Source organism: Streptomyces sp. NBC_00009 (genome assembly GCF_045040855.1).
GTDB lineage: Bacteria > Actinomycetota > Actinomycetes > Streptomycetales > Streptomycetaceae > Streptomyces > Streptomyces aureus.
Genome location: NZ_CP108312.1, coordinates 1302121 through 1324450 on the forward strand (window position 1 = coordinate 1302121; position 22330 = coordinate 1324450).

Sequence of the window (22330 nt, forward strand, 5' to 3'; positions counted from 1 at the left end):
CGTCACCGTGTACGTGCCGCGACCAGGCCCGACTCGTAGGCGAACACGACGAGTTGGGCCCGGTCGCGCGCGCCGAGCTTGGTCATCGCACGGCTGACGTGGGTCTTGGCCGTGAACGGGCTGACGACCATGTGGGCGGCGATCTCCTCGTTCGTCAGGCCGCGCGCCGCGAGCGCGGTCACCTCGCGTTCGCGGCGCGTGAGGCACTCCAGGCCCGGCGGCGTGGAGCGGTCGGGTGGCCGGGACACGAACTCGCCGATGAGGCGGCGCGTCACGGCCGGCGACAGCAGGGCGTCCCCGCGGGCCACGACCTCGATCCCGGCCAGCAGGTCCTCGGGCTCGGTGTCCTTGAGCAGAAAGCCGGACGCCCCGGCGCGCAGCGCGTCGAAGACGTACTCGTCCAGGCCGTAGTTGGTGAGGATGACGACGCGTACGCCGCTCAGGCGCGGGTCGGCGGCGATCCGGCGGGTCGCCTCGATGCCGCTCATCACGGGCATCTGGACGTCCACGAGGGCGATGTCGGGCACGTGCTCGCTCACGAGGGCGACCCCTTGCTCCCCGTCGGCCGCCTCGCCGACCACTTCGATGCCGTCCTCGGCCTCCAGGAGGGCGCGGAACCCGGCGCGCATGAGCGCCTGGTCGTCGACGAGCACGACCCGGATCACGGGACGCCCACCGCCACTCATCGGGCCACCCTCTCCGCCATATCCCCATCTTTGTACGGGAGTTGAGCGGGACCCTCCACAGGAAGCCGGGCCCGCACCGCGAAGCCGCCCTCGGGGCGTGGCGCGGCGTGGAGGGTTCCGCCGAGCGCGGCGACACGTTCGGCCATGCCCTTCAGTCCGTTGCCCGAGACCGGCGGGCGCGCAGGGTCGGCGGCGCCACCGTCCTCGACACAGATCAGCAACTCGTTCTCCTCATAGGCGAGTTGTACGGTCACCCCGGTCGGGCCCGCGTGCCGGGCGACGTTCGTCAGCGACTCCTGGACGATGCGGTACGCGGCACGGTCCAGGGCCGTCGGAAGCAGCCGCTCGCAGCCCGTCACCACCAGCTCCACGTCGAGGCCGGCCGAGCGGGCGCGCTCCACGAGGAGCGCCGGACTTCCCGTGGGCTCGTCGGCCCGCAGCACGTCCAGGGTGGAGCGCAGCTCGCGCATCGCCTCGCCGCTGGCCTCCTGGATCGCGAGCAGCGCGGGCGGTACCTCCTCGCCGCGCTTGCGCGCCAGATGCACGGCGACGCCCGCCTGGAGCTTGACGATCGAGATGCTGTGCGTGAGCGAGTCGTGCAGCTCGCGGGCGATGCGCAGGCGCTCCTCCCCGGCCCGGCGCAGCGCGGCCTCCTCACGGGTGCGCTCCGCCTCCAGGGCGCGCTGCTCGGTCTGACGCAGATACGCCTGCCAGTTCTTGTCGGCGAGCCCGGTGACGACGGCGCACAGGAACCAGCCGGCGAGGAGCAGACAGCTCTCCAGGGGCCGTCCCGCCATGCCGCACACGACGAGAAACGCGGCGCCCGCCAGCGCAGCGAGCAGGCGGTGCCCCGCACGGGACGCCGTGTGCACGGCCGCAAGGACGGGCAGCGCGGCGAGGGCGCCCGGCTCCGCGTGGAGCACGTAGCCCGCAGTACACGCCGTGGTGAGCGCGAGGACCGTGCGCGGCGCCCGCCGGTAGGCGGTGAGGGTGAGCGAGCCCGCGGCGATCAGGACGGCATCGAGCGCCGTCACTCCCCCGTCGGCCAGCGCAGCGGCCACGACGAGCGCCCCGATGACGACGGCCAGTGTGACGTCGCCGATCAGGGCCTTGCGGTCCGCGCCGACCGGACCTGTGCGGCGCTTGCGGTCCCCCTCCATGCCGGCACCATAGCCTGGGCCGCCGACAACGGCGTCACCCCTGGGGACCGCCCCTGGACTACTCCCTGTGCAGTAGTGGGCGGCGGGTTCGGCCTCCGGGGCGCAGCGCCGACTCACCTCCGGCGTACGACGCGTGAGGGTGCCGCGTCCGGCCACTGTGGGGCGAGCCGGAAGCAGCCCGCAGCCACCAGGAGGACCCGATGTCACGGACGTTCCGCTACACCAGCCCGCCACCCCCGCAGTCGGCCACCGGTCGCGTGGCCGAGGTCTACCGGCAGCTCGGCGAGGACTTCGGGATCGAGCGCGCCGCCACCTTCGTGGTCCTGGCGTCGGCCCCCGAACTCCTGGCTCCCGCCTGGGCGTTGATGCGGGAGTCACTGATCGCGGGTGCGGGGACCCGTACCGACAGGGAGCTGGTCGCCGCCGGGGTGTCGCTCGCGAACCGGTGCCCGTTCTGCGTGGACGCGCACACCATGCTGCTGCACGCCACCGGCGACCACGCGCTCGCCGAGTCCCTTGCGCGCGGCGAGGCCCCGTCCGACGAGCGGCACGCGCGCGTGCTCGACTGGGGCCGCGCCACCCGCACCCCCGGCTCCCCCGGGCTCACCCCGCTCCCCTTCCCGAGTGCCGAGGTCCCCGCGCAGCTCGGGACCGCGTTCGCCTTCCACTTCATCAACCGCGTGGTGTCCGCCCTGCTCACCGAGAACCTGCTGCCCGGCAACGCCCAGCGCCTGCGCCCCGTGCGCAGCCTCGGGGGCCGGAGCCTGGCGCGGACGGTGCGCCGGGACCACGTGCCGGGCGCGAGCCTCGCCCTGCTCGACGATCCGGGCCCCGGGCCCGCCTGGGCGGCCGGCACGCCCGTGGGCCCGGCGTACGCCGCGCTGCTCGACGCCGCGTCCACGGGCGCGGGACTGCTCGACGACGTCGACCTGGCCCTGGTCGAGGAGGCCGTCGCCGCTTGGGACGGCTCGCATCCGCCGCTCGCCTGGGACGAGCTGCCCGACCGCGACCGGCGGCCCGGGGCGCGCCTCGCGGTGCTGGCCGCTGTCGCCCCGTACCGCATCACCGACGAGGACGTGGCGGCCTGGCTGAAGCCGCCCTTCACCGATCACTGTCTGGTCCATCTGATCGCGTACGGCGCCTTCGCCGCGATCGACCGTATCGAGTCCGCCCTGCCCCTGCCTGCCCTCATGGAGAGGCCCTGACCGCGTACGCGGAAGACCCCTTTGGGGTGAAGGCGCGGCGGTGCGGGCTTACTGAACTGCGCGTGAGACGCATGAGGGGCAAGGGGGCGGTGTTGTCACGGGGCAACTCGTGTGACACTGGCGTCCCCTCCCCCTCGCACAAGGGGCGTACGCCGTGCGTTCTCTCCCTCTCCCCCTCGCGCTGACCGTGCGGGTCCTGCCGGTCGTGGTGCTCGCGTGCACCGGCTGGGCCTGGACCTCGGGCCCGATGGCGGACTCGTCCGGGCAGCCCGCCGCTGCCCCGCAGCCCTCGTCGAAGCGTGCCCCGCAGTCGGCGGGGCCCGCGACGAGCCGCGCCTACGACAAGCCGCCCGAGCCGTGCTCCGCCGTCACGGCGAACACGGTCACGGACCTGGTGCCGAAGGCCGACCCGGCGGGCAAGGAACTGGCCGCCGCCGACCGTTCGTTGCGCCGCGGCTGCTCGTGGAGCGCGCTGAAGGACTACGACTACCGCTGGCTCGACGTCTCCTTCGAGATCAAGGAGTCGGCCGCCGCGGCAAACACCTCCTTCGCCGTGCGCGGCAAGGGCGAAGCGGCGCCCGGCCTCGGTGACGAGGCCAGGATCGCCGTCGCCCTCACCACGCACGACAAGCAGAACACCCGGGAGGCCGTGGTGACGGTCAGGGCCGGCAACGCCCTGGTGACCGTCAATTACAACGGCAGCAACTTCGAGTCCCACGGCGCGCCCGCGACGGACGGCATCTACAAGGGCGCCCTGAAGGCGGCCGGGGACGCGGTGGCGGCGCTGACCGGCAAAACAAGTCCGACCGGTTAAATCCGGGCCCCGCGCACCTTGGTCAGAGCCACGTAAAGGATCAGCGAGGACCCGAGCCCGACCGCCCAGCCGTAGTCCGCGAGCGGCTTGAGGAACGGGATCAGGCCGTCCACCGGGAACGGGCCCTGCTTGGCGCCCTTCGCGTCGACCGTCGAGTACGAGCCGCCGACCGCGAGGACGCCGCCCACGGCGAAGGCGATCACCGCGTTCCAGTTCCAGCCGCCCGAGTACCAGTACCGGCCGTTCGGCAGATACAGGTCGGCGAGATGGAGCACCGTGCGGCGGATGATCCAGTAGTCGGCGATGAGGATGCCGGCGACCGTGCCGAGCAGTCCGCCGACGACGCCGAGCCAGGTGAAGATGTACAGCTCGGGCGTGGACGTCAGCTTCCACGGCATGACGAGGACGCCGATGACACCGGTGATCAGCGCGCCGGTGCGGAAGTTGATGAGCTTGGGCGCGAGGTTCGCCAGGTCGTACGCGGGTGACACGACGTTCGCCGCGATGTTCACGGAGATGGTCGCGACGAAAACGGTGATGAGCGCGAACAGCAGCCCGAAGACGTTGTCGGTCTTGCCGGCGAGCGCGACCGGGTCCCAGATCGCGGCGCCGTAGACCTTCTCGGACCCGGACGTCACCAGGACGGACATCAGGGCGAACAGGGTCATGGTCGTGGGCAGGCCGAGGGTTTGCCCCCAGACCTGGGCACGCTGTCCTTTGCCGAAGCGGGTGAAGTCCGGGATGTTGAGGCTGAGCGTGCTCCAGAAGCCGATCATGCCCATGAGGCCGGGGAAGAAGATCTTCCAGAAGTCGGCGCCCCAGCCGACCTTGGACGGCTCGTCGAGGAGCGTGCCGAAGCCGCCCGCCTTGTTCGCGATCCACACGAGCAGGACGACCGCGCCGACGAGGACGAACGGCGCCGCCCAGTTCTCGAAGCGGCGCAGGGTGTCCATGCCCCGGTAGATGATGGCGAGTTCGAGGACCCAGAAGAGCACGAAGCACAGCCACAGGGTCCACGGGTAGCCGCCGACCTTCGACACGTCGGCCCAGCCGCCGAAGACCTTCCCCAGCAGGACGAACACGCCCTGCCCGCCGATCCAGGTCTGGATGCCGAACCAGCAGCAGGCCACCGCCGCCCGGATCAGCGCGGGCAGATTGGCGCCCCGCAGGCCGAACGAGGCGCGGGCGAGGACGGGGAAGGGTATGCCGTACTTGGGTCCCGCGTGCCCGGTGAGCAGCATCGGCAGGAGCACGATGACGTTGGCGAGGGCGATGGTGAGGACGGCCTGCTTCCAGTCCATGCCCAGCGCGACGAGGCCCGAGGCGAGGGTCCAGGACGGGATGCAGTGGGCCATGCCGATCCACAGGGCCACGAAGTTGTAGGTGGTCCAGCGGCGTTCGGCGAGAGGGACGGGGCGCAGGTCGTCGTTGGCGTAGCGGCTGTCGGAGGGGTAGGCGTCGGCGCTGAGGTCGATGCCGCCGCCCGCGGGCAGCGTGGGTGGCGCGGTGTCGGTCATGAGCAGGCCATTCGTTCGGGAGCCGGAGGAGCCGCGGCTCAGTCAGCGGGGAGGTGCGAACGGGCCGTGCGGGTGCGGGCGGTGGGGACCCTGGCAGGGAGGACGGGGGTGACGGGGTGTACCGAGATGGGGCTCAGGCGTTTCCCCACGGGATCGCCTCAGGCGTTCACCGCCGGAATGATGTGCTCCCCGTACGCGTCGATCACCTCCTCCTTCGCGTCGTGCATCGCGTAGAGCGCGAACTGGTCGACGCCGAGGTCCCGCAGGGCGCGCAGCTTCTCGACGTGGTCCTGTGCGGTGCCGATGACGCAGAACCGGTCGACGATCTCGTCCGGTACGAACGCCGTGTCGGGGTTCCCGGTCCTGCCGTGGTGGGCGTAGTCGTAGCCCTGGCGGGCCTTGATGTAGTCGGTGAGTTCGTCGGGGACCATCGACGAGTGCTCGCCGTACTTGGTGACGAGGTCGGCGACGTGGTTGCCGACCATGCCGCCGAACCAGCGGCACTCCTCGCGCGCGTGGGCGAGGGCCTCGGGCGAGTCGTCGGCGGTGACGTACGCGGGCGCCGCCACACAGATCTTCACCTCGGACGGGTCGCGGCCCGCGCCGGCGGCCGCGGCCCGCACGGCCTTGATCATGTACTGGGTCAGATACGGGTCGGCGAGCTGGAGGATGAACCCGTCGGCCTCCTCACCGGCCATCTTCAGGGCCTTGGGCCCGTACGCGGCCATCCAGACGGGCAGTTGGGCACCGTCTCGCACCCACGGGAAGCGGATCACCGTGCCGCCGAGGTCGGCCTCGTCGCCGCGGCCGAGCGCCCTGATGACCTTCATGGCCTCGCTTATCCGGGCGAGCGTGTTGGGCTTGCGTCCGGCGACGCGCATCGCGGAGTCGCCGCGGCCGATGCCGCAGATGGTGCGGTTGCCGTACATGTCGTTGAGGGTGGCGAAGGTGGAGGCGGTGACCTCCCAGGTGCGGGTGCCCGGGTTGGTGACCATCGGGCCGACGGTCAGGTGCGACGTCTCGGCCAGGATCCGGCTGTAGATGACGAAGGGTTCCTGCCACAGCACGGCCGAGTCGAAGGTCCACCCGTGGGTGAAGCCCTCGCGCTCGGCGCGCTGCATGAGGGAGACGACGCCGGAGGCCGGGGGGTCGGTCTGGAGGACGAGTCCGAAGTCCATGGGATCCACCACGTTTCTAGTTCAGGTACTGGCAGGTGGAGCGAGCGGTGTACACGCCGTGACCGGCGCGACCCGTGAACTCCCGCTCGGAGATGACGAGTTCGCCGCGGGAGAGCACGGTCTCGACGCGGCCGGTGATCCGCTTGCCCTCGTACGCCGAGTAGTCGACGTTCATGTGGTGGGTCTCGGCGGAGACGACCTGCTCGGCGTGCGGGTCGTAGATGACGACGTCGGCGTCGGCGCCGGGCGCGATGGTGCCCTTCTTCGGGTAGAGGCCGAACATGCGGGCCGGGGTCGCGCAGGCGATCTCGATCCAGCGGCGGCGCGAGATGTGTCCGTCGACGACGGCCTGGTGCAGGAGGTCCATGCGGTTCTCGACGCCCGGCATGCCGTTGGGGATCTTGGAGAAGTCGCCGCGGCCCAGCTCCTTCTGCCCGGTGAAGCAGAACGGGCAGTGGTCGGTGGAGACGACCTGGAGGTCGTTCGTGCGCAGGCCCCGCCACAGGGCCGCCTGGTGGTCCTTGGGCCGCAGGGGCGTGCTGCACACGTACTTGGCGCCCTCGAAGTCCGGCTCGGCGAGGTTGTCCGTGGAGAGGAAGAGGTATTGCGGGCAGGTCTCTCCGAAGACGTTCAGGCCCTCGTCGCGGGCGCGGGCGATCTCGGCGAGGGCCTCCTGCGCCGAGACGTGCACCACGTAGAGGGGCGCGCCCGCGACCTGGGCGAGCTTGATGGCGCGGTGCGTCGCCTCGGCCTCCAGCAAAGCCTTCCTGACCTCCCCGTGATACCGGGGATCGGTCTCGCCGCGCTCCAGGGCCTGCTGGACGAGGACGTCGATGGCGATGCCGTTCTCGGCGTGCATCATGATGAGGCTGCCGTTCTCGGCGGAGCGCTGCATGGCGCGCAGGATCTGCCCGTCGTCGGAGTAGAAGACGCCGGGGTACGCCATGAACTGCTTGAACGACGTGACCCCCTCCGAGACGAGCAGGTCCATCTCCTTGAGCGTCTCGTCGTGCACATCGGAGACGATCATGTGGAAGCCGTAGTCGATCGCGCAGTTCCCGTCGGCCTTGGCGTGCCAGGCGTCCAGACCCTCGCGCAGGGTGTGCCCGACGGTCTGGACGGCGAAGTCGACGATGGTGGTGGTGCCGCCCCAGGCCGCCGCCCGGGTGCCCGTCTCGAAGGTGTCGGAGGCGAAGGTGCCGCCGAACGGCAGCTCCATGTGGGTGTGCGCGTCGACACCGCCCGGGATGACGTACTTCTGGCGGGCGTCGATCGTCCGGTCCGCGGTCCAGGATTCCGCGGCGTCGGTGCCCGCCGCGGCGAGGGCGGCGATGCGCCCGTCCTCGATGAGTACGTCGGCGTGGATCTCGTCGGCGGCGGTGACGACGAGTCCGCCGCGGATGACGGTACGGCTGCTGCTCATGCTCCCTCTTCCGTGTCTACGCTGCCTACGGGTTGGTCAGCGGCGTGTACGCGCCCGGCGCGCGGTCGCGGTAGAACTGCCAGCGACTCCGGACCTCGCGCAGCTTGGCCATGTCGAGGTCCCGTACGACGAGTTCGGGCTCCTTGTCCCCGGCGACCTCCCCGACGAACTGGCCCTCCGGGTCGACGAAGTAGCTCGTCCCGTAGAAGTCGTTGTCGCCGTACTCCTCCTGGCCGACGCGGTTGATCGCGCCGACGAAGTACTCGTTCGCGACGGCGGACGCCGGCTGTTCCAGCTGCCACAGGTAGCCGGACAGGCCGCGCGAGGTCGCCGACGGGTTGAAGACGATCTGCGCGCCTTCGAGTCCGAGGGCGCGCCAGCCCTCGGGGAAGTGCCGGTCGTAGCAGATGTAGACGCCGATCTTCCCGACGGCCGTGTCGAAGACGGGCCAGCCGGAGTTGCCCGGCCGGAAGTAGAACTTCTCCCAGAATCCCTTCACTTGGGGGATGTGGGTCTTGCGGTACTTGCCGAGGTAGGTGCCGTCGGCGTCGATCACGGCGGCCGTGTTGTAGAGGACGCCGGGCTGCTCCTCCTCGTACATGGGCAGCACGAGGACGATGCCGTGCTCGGCGGCGAGCGCCTGGAAGCGGCGGACGGTGGGGCCGTCGGGGATCGCCTCGGCGTACTCGTAGAACTTCGCGTCCTGCACCTGGCAGAAGTACGGGCCGTAGAACAGCTCCTGGAAGCAGAGGACCTTCGCCCCCTGCGCGGCGGCGTCGCGGACGGCCTGCTCATGGACCTGGATCATGGACTCTTTGTCGCCCGTCCAGGCGGTCTGGAAGATCGCGGCGCGGATCACGGTGCTCATCGGGGACCTCCGGTCGCTCGGTGTGCCGTGAGCCTAGGAAGTCCGCGCCGCGTACCGGAGTTGCACCGTGTCACGTCTGGAGCCGTACTGCGTTCCACGCTGTCACCCTCTCTGCGCGTCATGGGCGAGGAGGGCGATGTGGACGGACGCGGCCTGCTCGAAGTCGTCGAGGTCGAGGCCGAGGAGCGACTCGATGGCCTCCAGCCTGCGGTAGAGGGCGGGTCGGCTCATGTGGTGGAGCTGCGCCGTGCGCGACTTGTTGCGCCCGGTCGCGAGATAGGTCCGCAGCACGGGCAGCAGGCCCGGGTCGTCGGCGTACAGGAGCCCGTCCAGCTCGCGTTCGGCGAAGGCCTGGACGTGCGGGTCGTCGCGCAGGAGCCGTACGAGGCCCCGCAGGCGTACGTCGCGCAGGCGCACGACGGGCGGGACGTCCGGGGTGCCGGCGGCGGCCTGCGCGATGTGCAGCGCCTCGCGCAGTCCGGCGGGCACGTCGTCCCAGCCGGTGCACGGCTCGGCGGCCGCCACGACGACCTGCTCCTCCCCCGCCCCGGCGCGCAGGCGGGCCGCGAAGTGCTCGGTGAGCGGTCCGGCGGCCTGGTCGCGGGCGAGGCTGAGCAGGACGGCGGTGGCCCCATCCGCGAGTTCGGCGGCGAGCCCCGACAGCCCCAACAGGCGTAGTACACGGCCGAGTTCGGCCGGGTCGCCGTCGCGGACGACGAGCGGGGCGAAGGTGCGGCGGTTGACGGGAAGCCCGGCGGCCCTGGCCCGCGGCAGGAGCTGGCGGGCCGGTACGACGCCGGAGACGAGGTCGGTGAGGATGCTCTGTGCCGACTGCTCCTCCCAGGTGTGGGAGGCGCCGCCGAGCATGCGGTGCAGGACGAGGGCCTCGGCCGCGCGTTCGGCGAGGAGCCGTCCGGTGGGGCCGTCGCCCCGGTAGCCGCACAGCACGACGCTGCCCCAGCGCTCGCCGCGCCCGTCGAGGTCGGCGCGGTACCAGTCGGCGCCGTCGGCGCAGCCCGCCCGGCGCGCGATGCGTTCCCAGTCGCGCAGCACGTCGTCCACGGCGGACCGCTCACCGGCGGTGGCGAGGACACGGTGGGCGAGGTTGGCGACGACGACGGGGCAGCCGCTGTGCGCGGCGACCTCGTCGAGGAGCCGCTGGAGCGGGGCGCCCGCCGTGATGAGTCCGGTCAGCGCGGTGCGGATGCCCTCGGAGAGGCTGACGGCGGCGAACTTCCTGCGGACGAGCCTCGATTGGACCTCCTCCGTGAGTTCGGCGAAGGGGAACGGGCGGTGCAGGACGACCATCGGCAGGCCGTACCGCTCGGCCGCGCGCCGCATGTCCTCGGGCGGTGACGGGAAGGCACGGCCGAGCCCGAGGACTACGGCGGCTGCCTCGGCGCGGTGCAGGGACTTGATGTACTCGGTCCTGGCGTGGGCGTTCCCGGCCAGGAGGACGCCGGTGGTGAGGACCATCTCGCCGCCGCTGAGCATCACCCCGACGTCGGCGGCCTCGGCGACGTGCACCCAGCGCACGGGCCGGTCGAGGTGACCGGCCCCCGCGACCACCTCGGGGTCCCCCGCCGCGATCCGCTCCAGGGCGAGTATCTGCCGTACGGACAGGGCGTGTTCGGCGGCGGTGACGGTCATCGGGGGCCCCTTCTTTAGCACTGCCTTCGGCTGGCAGACCCGCTGCCTCGGCTAACAGGCGCTGTGCAGGGCCCGCTCCAGGACGGCCGCGCCCTCTTCCGCCTCGGCGACGGTGAGCGTCAGGGGTGGCGCGATGCGCAGCACGCTGGTGTTGTGCCCGCCGCCCTTGCCGACGAGGAGTCCGCCCTCGCGGGCCGCCTCGATCACGCGCGCCGCCGCGTCCGGGTCGGCCTCGTCCGTGCCGGGTTTCACCAGCTCGATGCCGATCATCAGGCCCCGGCCGCGCACTTCTCGTACGCACTCCGTCGTGGCGCCGACGGCCCGCAGCCGCTCGATGAGGAGGCCGCCGACGCGGCGGGCGTTGCCCTGGAGGTCGTGTTCGAGGAGGTAGATGAGGTTGGCGAGGCCGGCGGCCATCGTCACCGGCGAGCCGCCGAACGTGGAAATGGAGTTGGAGTCGAGGCAGTTCATGACCTCGGCGCGCGCGACGACACCGCCGATGGACATGCCGTTCCCGATGCCCTTGGCGAAGGTCAGGATGTCGGGGGGACCGTTCTGCCCGTGCGCCTGCCAGCCCCAGAAGTGGTCGCCGGTGCGGCCCCAGCCCGTCTGCACCTCGTCGGCGATCCACAGGATGCCGTGCTCCTGGAGCACCTCGCGGAACGCCGCATACAGGCCGTCGGGCGGCGAGGTGAACCCGCCGACGCCCTGGATGGGTTCGGCGATCAGCGCGGCGACGCCACGTGTCTGGCCGAGGATGTCCCGCAGGTCGTCGACGCACGCCTCGATGAACTGGGCGTCGGTCAGCTGGGAGTACGGGCCCCGGCTGCGCACCCCGCCGTGGACGTACAGCGTCTGGAGCGGGGAGAGGCTGGTCGGGGACCAGCCTCGGTTGCCGGTGATGCCGACGGCGGAGAAGGACCGGCCGTGGTAGCTGTTGCGCATCGCGAGGATCTGGTTCGAGCGGCGGTACGCGGTGGCGAGCAGCAGCGCCGTGTCGTTGGCCTCGGTGCCGGAGGTGGTGAAGAAGACGCGGGCGTCCGGGATGCCGGACAACGAGGCGACGCGCTCGGCGAGTTCGACCATCTGCCGGTTGAGGTAGAGGGTCGAGGTGTGGATGATGCGTCCGGCCTGCTCGCTGACCGCCTTGGTCACCTCCGGCAGGGCGTGCGCGGTCATCGTCGTCAGGATGCCGCCGAAGAAGTCGAGGTACTTGTTCCCGGCGGCGTCCCAGACGTGGCGGCCCTCGCCGTGGGTGATCTCGAGGGGGCGGTCGTAGTACAGGGCGAGCCAGTCCGGCAGGACGGCGCGGTGACGGGCGTACAGGTCGGGGGTCATCACGGCTCCACGGGTCCCTTCGTCGGCTCCTTCACGAGTGACAGTGGTCATGGCTGCACCAGCCCTTCGTATGCGTCGGGCCGGCGGTCCCGGTAGAACGCCCACTGCTGGCGTACCTCGTCGATGAGTCCGAAGTCGAGGTCCCGTACGAGGAGTTCCTCGTCCTTGTCGCTCGCGGCGTCGCCCACGGTCTGCCCACGGGGGTCGACGAAGTAGCTCGTGCCGTAGAAGTCGTTGTCGCCGTACTCCTCCACGCCGACGCGGTTGATCGCGGCGATGAAGTACTCGTTCGCGACGGCCGCGGCCGGCTGCTCCAGCTGCCACAGGTACGCCGAGAGGCCGCGGCTCGTGGCGGACGGGTTGTACACGAGCTGGGCGCCGTTGAGGCCGAGCTGGCGCCAGCCCTCCGGGAAGTGCCGGTCGTAGCAGATGTAGACGCCGACGCGGCCGACGGCGGTCTCGAAGACGGGCCAGCCCAGGTTTCCCGGCTTGAAGTAGTACTTCTCCCAGAAGCCCTTCACCTGCGGGATGTGGTGCTTGCGGTACTTGCCGAGGTACGTGCCGTCGGCGTCGATCACGGCCGCGGTGTTGAAGTAGAACCCGGACTGCTCGACCTCGAAGACCGGCACGACGACGACCATCCCGGTCTCGCGGGCCAGCGCCTGCATGCGGGTCACCGTCGGCCCGTCCGGCACGGGTTCGGCCCAGCGGTAGTGCTCGGCCTCCTGCACCTGGCAGAAGTAGGGGGCGTTGAAGACCTCCTGGAAGCCGATGATCCGGGCGCCCTGCCGGGCTGCCTCCCGCGCATGTTCCTCATGCTTGGTGATCATGGATTCGGTGTCGCCCGTCCAGGTCGCCTGGACCAGCGCGGCGCGTACGACGTGGGCCATGTGCCGCTCCTTTGCCTGTTGCCCCCGCCGGGGGACGTCAGAGAGCCTCTACGCCCGTAGATACAGGCCGTAGAGGGACGAACGTAAGCCTCACCGGCGGCCTTGCCAAGACCATCGCCGTTAACCGACGGAATCGATCATGTTTCGCACCCGTGCGGGTGAGGAGTGACCGGGCTACGTGTGGAACCCGGCGACTCTGAGTGCGTGCACGACGTCCCAGTACCGCTCGTCGGACACGCCGCGCGCCGCCTCGACGAGCAGCGGGACGAGGCGCCCGGGGTCGTCGTGCACGCTGCGGGCAGCCTCTTCGGGGGTGCGTACGCGGACGTACGCGTCGAGGAGCGCGCGGGTCTCGCGGTGGCGGCCCTCGCCGGTGAGACGGAGCACGGACGCGCCGATCTCGGTGGCGGGGCGGGCCACTCCCTGGCGCAGGATCTGCTGCGCGTCGGCGGTGCGTCCCGCGGCGGCGAGCGCGTCGGCGGCGGCCACGAGGAGGTCGGCCGGGAGCGAGGCCGTCTCCCAGAGCAGGGTCGCCCAGTCGGCGCCGAGGCCCGCGCGGTTCAACTCGGCGGCGAACAGCGGGAATCGGGCGGCGGGCCAGTGGGCGGCCTCGACGAGCACGCCGTGCGCCTCCCCGCCGCGGCCCTCGGCGCGCAGCCGCAGGAGGGTGCCGACGCAGGCGGCGATGGCGGGGCGCGCCTCGCTGTCGAGGTGCTGCGGGGCGGGCGGTGCCGTCGCCTCCCCTTCGGCGGCCCCGGCGAACCGGGCGCCGCGGGGGCTCGCGGCGGAGTCCCGTAACGGGCCGTCAAAGGCGAGGGCGGTGGGCAGGGGCGTGTCGTCGGCGGGCGCGGCCTCGTCGAGCGCGGCCTCGTCGAGCATTCCGGCGAAACGGGCGCTGCCGCGGGGGCGGCGCTTGCGTTCCTTGGGCGGTTTGGAGCGTTCCGGGGGGTCGGGCGGCGCCGGCTGCGGGCGCTGCTGCGGTACGGGCAGGGGTGACGGTGGTGGCTGGCGGTCCAGGTCCGCGATCCTCCGGTGGAGCTCCGCGCAGCGGGCCGTCGCGCGTTCGTGGTCGTCGCGCGCCCAGGCCAGGTCGAGGCGCATCGCCTCCGCCTGCTCGCGCGTGGCGGCCGTGTGCAAAAGCTGGGCCAGCTCCACCTGGCGCTCGGCGGCGTAGCGCTGCTCGCGGAGCATCACGTCGAGCCGGTCACCGAGCAGGTCACGGCCGCCGGGCCGCGCGTCGAAGGCGGTGAGCGAGGCGCGGTGCAGGGCTCGGGCCCGTACGGCCTCGGCCTCGACCTCAGTCTCGTAGAACTGCCCGCCCACGCCCAGATCCTGGAGCAGGGCTTCCACGACATCCCAGGGAGGCACCTCGGCGCCGGTGAGGCAGACCCTCATCCCGTCGGGGTCGCGCTGCCAGAAGATGCCGCACCAGCCGGCGTCCTGGTCGAGCCGGGCCAGGAGGTTCCGCAGGTACACCGCGAACTCCCGGACCTGGTCAGGGAGTTGTTCCACTTCCATCACACGCCGCCCGATCCCTCCGCAGAGTGGAGTCTTCCGGTTCGGAAGAAAACACCCTCCGTGTTTCGAGGGCGCTACGGGCGCTTTTCCGCAGTGGCACCGTCCTCACTCGCCGTAGCCAGGGCGTCTCCGGCGGATCAGGGTCGGATAGGTCGCGGCGGCTGGTGCGGTGCATCGCAAGGCGCCGGAGCGTCCTAATAGCGGAGCTATTCGGGCGTTTCGGCAACGCGGCGAGGTGCCGTGCCAGGCGTCGCGGCCCCGGCCATGATCCGCCGGACACGCCCTAGACGGTCACCGGTGAGCAGCTCGCCACGATCTCGTCCATGGAGAGGCCGAGGGTCCGGGCGAGGGCCGCGACCGTGAAGAAGGCGGGGGTGGGCGCACGGCCGGTCTCGATCTTGCGGAGCGTCTCGGCGGACAGACCCGCGCTCGCGGCGACCTCGACCATGCTCCGCCCGCGCCGGGCCTCGCGCAGCAGCAGCCCGAGCCGCTCACCGCGCTCGCGCTCTTCGGGGGTCAGGGGGGTTCGGACCATGCCCCCAGCCTACCGGCAAAACTTGCGGAACCCCATTCAAATACCGGTATTGTAATTGGCATGGTGGAACTCAAGACAGACACATCGATCGACGAGATGCGGGAAGCGGGCCGGGTCGTGGCCCAGGCGCTCGCGGCGGTTCGCGAGAAGGCGGCCGTAGGGGTCTCGCTCCTGGAGCTGGACTCGGTGGCGCACGGCATCCTGCGCGCGGCCGACGCGAGCTCCCCCTTCCTCGGCTACCACCCCTCGTTCGCGCCCACGCCCTTCCCGGCGGTCCTGTGCGCGTCGGTGAACGACGCGATCGTGCACGGTATCCCCGACGGGTACCGGCTGCGCGACGGAGACCTGCTCTCGGCCGACTTCGGCGCCCAGCTGGGCGGCTGGGCCGGGGACTCCGCGATCAGCTTCACGGTCGGCACGGCGCGCCCCGAGGACGTACACCTCATCGAGACGGCGGAGCGCGCGCTCGCGGCGGGCATCGCGGCGGCGGTCGTCGGTAACAGGATCGGGGACATCGCCCACGCCATCGGCAAGGTGTGCCGGGCGGAGGGATACGGCATCCCGGACGGCTTCGGCGGGCACGGCATCGGCCGCAAGATGCACGAGGACCCGCCCGTCCCGAACGAGGGACGGGCGGGCCGGGGCATGCGCCTCAAGCACGGCATGGTGATCGCGATCGAGCCGATGGTGATCGCCGGAGGCATGGACGACTACTACGCGGCCCCGGACGGCTGGACCCTGCGCACGAGCGACGGCACCCGCGCCGCCCACGCCGAACACACGGTGGCCATCACGGACGCGGGGCCACGGATCCTGACGGCGCTGTGAACGGGAGGCGCCGACGCCGGCTCAGTTGTCCTGGAGGAACTTCTTCGCCAGGGAGTCGCCGAGGGTCACCGCCGCGCCGTGGCTCTCGATCGGGGACGTCTGGTTGTTCTTGAACACGATGTACGTGACGCCGGAGTCCGTGCCGCCGGTCTCCGGGTCCGGGTCGATGCCGAGGGCTTTCGCGGTGGCGTAGGACGCCTCACCGATGATCTTGTCCGGGCCGGTGTCGCCGACGACCGCGTACTCGACCTTGTTGTTGTAGATGACGGCCACGACGCCGCCGCCCTTGATGCCGGCTCCGGCGTAGTTCCAGATGCCGCTGGAGCTGGGCACGACGACATAGGGGAGCTTCTCGGCGCTCAGCGGCTTGCCGTCGGACTGGTGGAAGGCCGTGTCGTCCTGGAACCAGGGGTCGGTGTCGGCGTTGCACTGCGTGGTGATCCGGCCGTCGCAGTCGATGTCCATGTCGGCCTTCCAGAACACCGCGCCGTTCTTGCCGCAGACCGGCACGGTCGCCGAGGTCTCCTCGTCGGTGCGGTACTTGCCGTTCGATATCTGCGAGCAGGACGTGACCTTGGCGAGCAGGTCGGCCGCGCTGACCGTGCCCTCCTGGGCGCGCTGGGGGCCGCTCTCGCGGGCGGTGGCGTTCGTGGGGAGCAGAGCCGTCGCGAGCAGCGCGGCCCCGGCGGAGGCGGTGAGGGCGAGCGTTCGAGTACGCACGTGGGGGACCCTTCTGTTAGGAAAGTTTCCTTACCTTCGGGCCCCAAATCTTGCGTCACCGCAGGTACCTGTCAACCCCTCGAATACGCCAAGAGGCCCGCGGCTCCCGCCAGTTGACGTCGATCGCACATCAACCAGCGGAACCCACGGGCCCCTCTCGCCACGTAGGGTCAGCCGCGTACGACGTGCCGCGCCAACTCGAGCCGCGCGTCGGCCAGTTCGGCGGTGATCGCCGCCACCGCCTCGGCGTCGGCCGTGACCGCGGCCGGCACGGGCGGCGCGGCGAGGAGGCAGGCGCGGCGCAGGTGGGTCGGCGGGTGGGTCGTGTCGACGCTGTGGCCGTGCAGGGCGGCGGCGCGGCGCCGGCGCTCGTACTCGTTCTCGGGTATCGATTCGACGTGGGCCGCGAGGCGGTCCCACAGGTCCCGCGCGGCCTCCTCGCGCGACGCCCCGCCGCCGCGCACCTGGCGGGCGTTGGACTCGCGCAGCAGCACGGCCTCGGCGGAGTCGGCCACGAGGAGGCGGTCCATGAGGGCCACCGCGGCTTCGGTGGATCCGGCCCGGGCCGCGGTCGTGTCCGCCAGGTACTCGGCGCGCTGCGCGGCGCGCAGCGTCAGCTGGTCGAGGAGCATCGTCACACCCTGGACGGCGAGAAAGGGCAGCAGGTAAAGGGCGTTCATGGCTACTTCGATGGCGCCCGGGTTCCGGATGGGCGTCACCAGATAGCGCCAGGAATCCAGGGAGCGCAGTGCGTTGGCGATGATCACGCCGTGGCGCGTGTCTCCGTGCGCGTAGTGGCCCAGCTCGTGCCCGAGCAGCGCGACGCGTTCCTGGGGCGCCGTGATCTCCCACAGCCCGAGCCCGAGGGTGAGCAGACGGCGCTGCCGGATCCCGTACGGGTACACGCTCGCGTTCACATCGGCCGTGACCGCCACGGCGTGCACGTCACCGGTCGGGGCGACGGCGGCGACCTCGTCGATCAGGGCGAACAGCCGGGGTGCGTCGGCGCGGTGCAGCACGGGGGCGTCGTCGGGGAGCTTCGCGAACCGGGGCCGCAGAAGCCAGGCGAGGGCCAGCAGGAACGCCCCGAGCACGGGCAGCGCTCCGCCCCAGCCGAGCACGACGAGCAGGGCACCGCCGACGGCCATGGCGACGGTCACTCCGTGCACGCACAGGGCGATGGCGTGAGCGAGGACGCCCGCGACGTCACGTCGGGGGCGCCGCGGGGTCCCCGCGCTCATCTCGGCGAGCAGCCGCTCCCCGTACCGCTGGGCGAGTCTGCGCCGCGCCCTCTCCAGGCGGCCCGGCCGCGTCTCCGGCCCGACCGGGTCGACGTTCCAGTCGCACGCGGCGCACCACGTGGTGAACCGTCGGTCGGTCCGGATCTCGGTGCCGCACTGCGGGCATGGCTGAATCGTCTGTTCCGTGGCGCTGAGCACCGTCGAGGCCCCCTCGTCGGGCAGCCCCTCCCCAGGGCCGCACTGTCACGTCGGCGTGTTCGGGACGATCACGCGACGCCGCAGCGTAAACCCTGGGGAGGCACCTCACGGCACCTGTTCCGCCTGCGCGTTCGTACGGTCAGCCGCCGGAGGCCGGCCTCACCACCATCGCCGAGCCGCCGCCGCGCCGTACCTTCTCGGCCGCCGCGAGCCACTTGCCGTTCTTCAGACGCTGCACGCCCGTGGCCGCGCCGATCTCCGGGTTCTGCTTGAAGACGTGGCCGAGCTTCTCCAGGTCGGCCCTCAACGGGCTGTCCCACAGGCCCGGTTCGAGCTCCGTCGCCGCCGCGTTGCGCTGGCTGGCGCGGGGCGCCGCGATCGCGTCCACCAGGGGCAGACCGCGGTCGACGAAGCCGGTCAGCGTCTGCAGGACGGTCGTGATGATCGTCGCGCCGCCGGGTGAACCGAGGGCCACCACCGGCTGGTCGTGCCGGTCGAGCACGATCGTCGGGGAGATCGACGAGCGCGGGCGCTTGCCGGGCCCGGGCAGGTTCGGGTCGTGGACCGCCGGGTTGGCCGGCGCGAACGAGAAGTCCGTGAGCTCGTTGTTGAGCAGGAAGCCGCGCCCGGGGACCGTGATGCCGCTGCCGCCCGTCGACTCGATCGTCAGCGTGTACGCGACGACGTTGCCCCACTTGTCGGCGACCGTCAGATGGGTCGTGTTCTCGCCCTCGAAGGTCGTCGGGGCAGCCTTGTCGCCCGGCTTGCCGCACGCGCCCGGGTGGCGCGGGTCGCCCGGCGCCAGCGGGCTCGTCAGGACCGCGTCGTCCTTGATGAGGCACTCACGCGAGTCCGCGAACCGCTGCGAGAGCAGCTCCTTCGCCGGCACGTCCTCGAAGACCGGGTCGCCGACCCAGCGCCCGCGGTCCGCGAACGCGATCCGGCTCGCCTCTATGTAACGGTGCAGATACTGCTCCTGCGTGGCCTTCGAGAGGTCCGTCCGCTCAAGGATGTTGAGCGCCTCGCCGACGGTCGTCCCGCCCGAGGACGACGGCGCCATCGAATAGACGCCGAGCCCCCGGTACGAGGTCTTCGTCGGGGCCTGAAGCTTCGCCCCGTACGCCTTGAGGTCCTTGACGGACAGCTTGCCGGGCCGCGCGACCCGGCCGGACGCCGGGTCCACGGGCGGCTTGTTCACGGTGCGTACGACGTCTTCGCCGATGTCGCCCCGGTAGATGGCGCCGGCGCCGTCGTGCCCCAACTCCTCGTAGGTGCGGGCGAGATCGGGGTTCTTGAACGTGGAGCCGACCACGGGGAGCGCGCCACCCGGCAGGAACAGCTTCGCCGTGGCGGGGAAGTCCTTGAACCGCGCCTGGTTCGCCTCGGTCTGGGAGCGGAACGTCGGGTCGACGGTGAACCCGTCCCGCGCCAGCTTCTGCGCGGGCCGCAGGACCGAGCCGAGCCGCTCGCTGCCCCAGGTGTCGAGCGCGGTCTGCCAGGTGGCGGGCGTGCCCGGCGTCCCGACGCTCAGGCCGCTCGTCACCGCGTCGTTGAAGTCGAGGGGCTTGCCGTTCTCCAGGAACAGCCCCGAGTCGGCCGTGAGCGGCGCCGTCTCGCGGCCGTCGATCGTGTGCACCTTGCGGGTCTTCGCGTCGTAGTACACGAAGTAGCCGCCCCCGCCGACGCCCGCGGAGTACGGCTCGGTGACGCCGAGCGCCGCCGCCGTGGCGACAGCGGCGTCGACCGCGTTGCCGCCCTTGCGCAGGACCTCGATGCCGGCGGCGGACGCGTCCGCGTCGACGCTGGAGACCGCGCCGCCGTAACCGACGGCCAGCGGCACCTTCTGCGCGGGCGCGTCGGACGAGCCGGATGAAGGGGGCGTGGCCGCCCCAACCGTCACCATTGCTGCTGCAACGGCCAAACCCGAGAGATTCCGCAGATTCCGCGCAACAGGACGTCTCATCCGTACCTCCAGTCAACAGCCTTCTGCGCAGCGTAACTTCACTTCCGCGAGCCGTCATGACCCCCTCGAACAAGGATCCGTCCGCCCGCTAGCATGCGCCCCCATGACTGAAGACGTGCGCAACATCGTCCTCGGCGTGATCGCAGCCGGGATCAGCGCCGCCCTTGGCTGGCTCGCCCGCACCTACCTGTGGAAGCGCAAACTCCGCCGCAGGCAGGCCTTCTTCGGGCTGCCCGACAACTCCGAGTCGCTCCTCGTGGTCAATCGCGACGCGGGCGGCCCCGAGCTGACGGTGAAGCGTCACGACGTCTTCGCCCTGCTCGAACTCTCGGCGATCATCAAGGACTGCGGGGCGCACGCGCAGGTCGTCGCGCACGACACGGCCCAGCAGGGCTTCGGGGAGCGCACGGAGTTCTGCGTGGGCGGACCGGCGTCGAACCGCCGGATGGCCGCCCATATGCACAGTCTTCTGCCGGGCGTCCGCGTCAACACGGATCCGGAACCCGGCCCCGACCGCGGCGCGTTCCAGATAGGAAGCGAGCGCTACCGCCTGGAGCCGGGGATCACGGAGTACGTACTGCTCGCTCGGCTGACTGCGGGCCAGGGGCAGGACTCGCGCCCGGTCTTCCTCTTCTGCGGCCAGCTGCCGGTCACCAACCAGGCGGCCACCCGCTATCTCGCCCGCCACCACGAGCGCCTGGCCCGCAAGCACGGCGGCAACGCGTTCGCGCTCCTCCTGAAGGTCGTCAACTCCCAGGCGTACGGCCCCGATGTGGTCGAGCTGGTCGGTGACGTCACCCGCGCCGCCCAGGCGCCGGCCCCGGCGGCGACGCCCCGCGCCTCCTCGCACCGGGCGAAGTGACCCGCCCCTGACCTGCCGTACGGCGGGCGCCGTTGAACAACAAAACATCGTTACCCGTACGTAACTTACCGACGGGTTACCTACGGTAAGGCGCCACGGTTACCGTCGGGTCACTTTGCACTGACACGAGTGAGGAGTGACCCGTGGGACACCCGCGACACCCGCGCAGAGCGCTGCGTACGACCACTGTTGGTGCCGTGTCCGCGACCCTGATCGCCGGGGCGGCACTCGGCCTGGCCCCCGCCGCGCAGGCGGCGCCGGGGCCGGGCGTGCGCTTCGTCGACATCAGCGGCGCCGGCGGAACGGTCCTCAAGGCCAACGTCGTAGCCCCCTCCGACACCTCGCGCAGATACCCGGTCGTCGTGCTCCCCACGAGCTGGGCCGTGCCGCAGATCGAGTACCTCGCCCAGGCCAAGCAGCTCGCCGACTCCGGCTATGTCGTGGTGAGTTACAACTCGCGCGGCTTCTGGCAGTCCGGCGGCGAGATCGAGGTCGGCGGCCCCGAGGACATCGAGGACGCCTCGAAGGTCATCGACTGGGCCCTCGCGAACACCCAGGCCGACCCGGACAAGGTCGGCATGGCGGGCGTCTCCTACGGCGCGGGCATCAGCCTGCTCGCCGCGGGGCACGACAAGCGCATCAAGGCCGTGGCGGCGCTCAGCGGCTGGGGCGACCTGATCGACTCGATCTACTCGGGCCGCACCCAGCACTTCCAGGCCGCCGCCCTGCTCTCCGGCGCCGGCTATCTCACGGGCCGCCCGAGCCCCGAACTCCAGCAGGTCATGAAGGACTTCCTCGGCTCGAACCTGGCCAAGGAGGACGACATGATCGCGTGGGGCAAGAAGCGCTCCCCCGAGACGTACCTCGACAGCATCAACAAGAACGGCGCCGCCATCCTGCTCGGCAACGCCTGGGGCGACACCATCTTCCCGCCCAACCAGTACGCGGACTTCTACGAGAAACTGACCACGCCCAAGCGCCTGGAGTTCCGCCCCGGCGACCACGCCACGGCCGAGGCGACCGGACTGCTCGGGCTGCCCAACGACACGTGGGAGGACACGCACCGCTGGTTCGACCACTACCTCAAGGGCGACGACAACGGCGTCGACCGCGAGCTCCCCGTCCGCATCAAGTCCCGCTCCACCGGCGCGTACGAGAGCTACCCCGACTGGAAGTCGGTCGGCGCGACGAAGAAGAAGATCGCCCTCGCGGGCACGACCACGATCCACACGAACGTCGACTCGGGCGCCAACGGCGGGCTCCTGGAACTCTCGAACATCCTCGACCAGTTCCTGCGGCTGCCCCCGACGGCCTCGGTGCCGCTGCTGCCGCGCCGCTGGGCGGGCGTGTGGCAGTCGGAGAAGTACACGTCCGAACAGCATGTGCGCGGGACGGCGAAGCTGCACACGACGCTCACCCCGACCAAGGAGAGCGGAACCCTCGTCGCGTACCTCTACGACGTGGGCCCGCTCGGCCTCGGCAAGCTGGTCAGCAACGCGCCGTACACCTTCCACGGCAAGACACCCGGTGCTCCGTTCGGCGTGGACCTGGAGTTGTTCTCCACGGCCTACGACGTCCCGGCAGGGCACCGGCTCGCCCTGGTCGTCGACACGGTCGACCCGCTCTATATCGAGCACAACCCGACCGGCGCGCAGCTGACCTTCTCCTCGCCGAAGGACGACCCGTCATACGTGTCGATCCCCCTGCGCGAGCAGTGATCTCCGGCTGCTGCCGGG

19 protein-coding genes are annotated in these 22330 nt (G+C 71.3%); 5 read left to right on the forward strand and 14 right to left on the reverse strand.

The features are described from left to right. Window positions 1-2: 2 nt before the first annotated feature. A complete protein-coding gene (locus OHA58_RS05880) occupies window positions 3-686 on the reverse strand; it encodes a response regulator (RefSeq protein ID WP_405477096.1) in 684 nt (227 codons plus the stop codon). Continuing rightward, window positions 683-1846, reverse strand: coding sequence for a sensor histidine kinase (locus OHA58_RS05885; protein WP_405477098.1), 1164 nt, complete (start codon window positions 1844-1846; stop codon window positions 683-685). The genes OHA58_RS05880 and OHA58_RS05885 overlap by 4 nt, the downstream gene beginning before the upstream one ends. A 200-nt stretch (window positions 1847-2046) precedes the next feature. Here OHA58_RS05885 and OHA58_RS05890 point away from each other — a divergent pair, with 200 nt between their 5' ends. Then, a complete protein-coding gene (locus OHA58_RS05890) occupies window positions 2047-3051 on the forward strand; it encodes a carboxymuconolactone decarboxylase family protein (protein ID WP_405477100.1) in 1005 nt (334 codons plus the stop codon). Between the two features lie 154 nt (window positions 3052-3205). Beyond that, complete coding sequence (locus OHA58_RS05895) at window positions 3206-3865, forward strand: hypothetical protein (protein WP_405477102.1); 660 nt, start codon at window positions 3206-3208, stop codon at window positions 3863-3865. Here the strand turns inward: OHA58_RS05895 and OHA58_RS05900 are convergent. The 9 genes from OHA58_RS05900 to OHA58_RS05940 form a co-directional block, all read right to left on the reverse strand. Next, window positions 3862-5382, reverse strand: a complete 1521-nt coding sequence (locus OHA58_RS05900; protein WP_405477104.1) for an NCS1 family nucleobase:cation symporter-1 — start codon at window positions 5380-5382, stop codon at window positions 3862-3864. The genes OHA58_RS05895 and OHA58_RS05900 overlap by 4 nt on opposite strands. A gap of 158 nt (window positions 5383-5540) precedes the next feature. Beyond that, window positions 5541-6560: a TIGR03842 family LLM class F420-dependent oxidoreductase gene (locus tag OHA58_RS05905; RefSeq protein WP_405477106.1), complete on the reverse strand. Its 1020-nt coding sequence runs from the start codon at window positions 6558-6560 to the stop codon at window positions 5541-5543. 16 nt (window positions 6561-6576) lie between these two features. Next, the gene (gene hydA, locus OHA58_RS05910; RefSeq protein WP_405477108.1) at window positions 6577-7983 is read right to left on the reverse strand and encodes a dihydropyrimidinase; all 1407 of its coding nucleotides are present in this window, start codon (window positions 7981-7983) and stop codon (window positions 6577-6579) included. Window positions 7984-8008: 25 nt separating this feature from the next. Next, complete coding sequence (locus OHA58_RS05915) at window positions 8009-8851, reverse strand: nitrilase-related carbon-nitrogen hydrolase (protein WP_405477110.1); 843 nt, start codon at window positions 8849-8851, stop codon at window positions 8009-8011. A 102-nt stretch (window positions 8852-8953) separates the two neighbouring features. Then, complete coding sequence (locus OHA58_RS05920; RefSeq protein ID WP_405477112.1) at window positions 8954-10501, reverse strand: PucR family transcriptional regulator; 1548 nt, start codon at window positions 10499-10501, stop codon at window positions 8954-8956. A gap of 51 nt (window positions 10502-10552) precedes the next feature. Then, window positions 10553-11839: an aspartate aminotransferase family protein gene (locus OHA58_RS05925; protein ID WP_405477114.1), complete on the reverse strand. Its 1287-nt coding sequence runs from the start codon at window positions 11837-11839 to the stop codon at window positions 10553-10555. A gap of 47 nt (window positions 11840-11886) precedes the next feature. Then, window positions 11887-12729: a nitrilase-related carbon-nitrogen hydrolase gene (locus OHA58_RS05930; RefSeq protein WP_116508073.1), complete on the reverse strand. Its 843-nt coding sequence runs from the start codon at window positions 12727-12729 to the stop codon at window positions 11887-11889. 174 nt (window positions 12730-12903) lie between these two features. Then, window positions 12904-14247, reverse strand: a complete 1344-nt coding sequence (locus tag OHA58_RS05935) for a hypothetical protein (RefSeq protein ID WP_405484808.1) — start codon at window positions 14245-14247, stop codon at window positions 12904-12906. Between the two features lie 283 nt (window positions 14248-14530). Beyond that, on the reverse strand, window positions 14531-14782 hold the full coding sequence (locus tag OHA58_RS05940; protein WP_227298150.1) for a helix-turn-helix domain-containing protein: 252 nt from the start codon (window positions 14780-14782) through the stop codon (window positions 14531-14533). A 60-nt stretch (window positions 14783-14842) separates the two neighbouring features. On the opposite strand from OHA58_RS05940, the gene map reads away from it, so the two are divergent. Next, on the forward strand, window positions 14843-15610 hold the full coding sequence (map, locus tag OHA58_RS05945) for a type I methionyl aminopeptidase (RefSeq protein WP_405477117.1): 768 nt from the start codon (window positions 14843-14845) through the stop codon (window positions 15608-15610). A gap of 21 nt (window positions 15611-15631) precedes the next feature. Here map and OHA58_RS05950 read toward each other — a convergent pair whose 3' ends face one another. The 3 genes from OHA58_RS05950 to ggt form a co-directional block, all read right to left on the reverse strand. Then, window positions 15632-16330, reverse strand: coding sequence for a glycoside hydrolase family 75 protein (locus tag OHA58_RS05950; RefSeq protein ID WP_405477118.1), 699 nt, complete (start codon window positions 16328-16330; stop codon window positions 15632-15634). A 170-nt stretch (window positions 16331-16500) separates the two neighbouring features. Beyond that, window positions 16501-17769 carry a M48 family metalloprotease gene (locus OHA58_RS05955; RefSeq protein WP_405477119.1) on the reverse strand — a complete coding sequence of 423 codons (1269 nt, stop codon included), beginning with the start codon at window positions 17767-17769 and terminating at the stop codon, window positions 16501-16503. Between the two features lie 139 nt (window positions 17770-17908). Next, a complete protein-coding gene (gene ggt / locus OHA58_RS05960) occupies window positions 17909-19732 on the reverse strand; it encodes a gamma-glutamyltransferase (protein WP_405477121.1) in 1824 nt (607 codons plus the stop codon). A gap of 103 nt (window positions 19733-19835) precedes the next feature. Between ggt and OHA58_RS05965 the strand changes: the two genes are divergently transcribed. Together OHA58_RS05965 and OHA58_RS05970 are read left to right on the forward strand one after the other, a co-directional pair. Beyond that, a complete protein-coding gene (locus OHA58_RS05965) occupies window positions 19836-20594 on the forward strand; it encodes a hypothetical protein (protein ID WP_405477123.1) in 759 nt (252 codons plus the stop codon). A 143-nt stretch (window positions 20595-20737) separates the two neighbouring features. Continuing rightward, window positions 20738-22312: an alpha/beta fold hydrolase gene (locus tag OHA58_RS05970; protein ID WP_116508085.1), complete on the forward strand. Its 1575-nt coding sequence runs from the start codon at window positions 20738-20740 to the stop codon at window positions 22310-22312. Window positions 22313-22330: the final 18 nt, after the last annotated feature.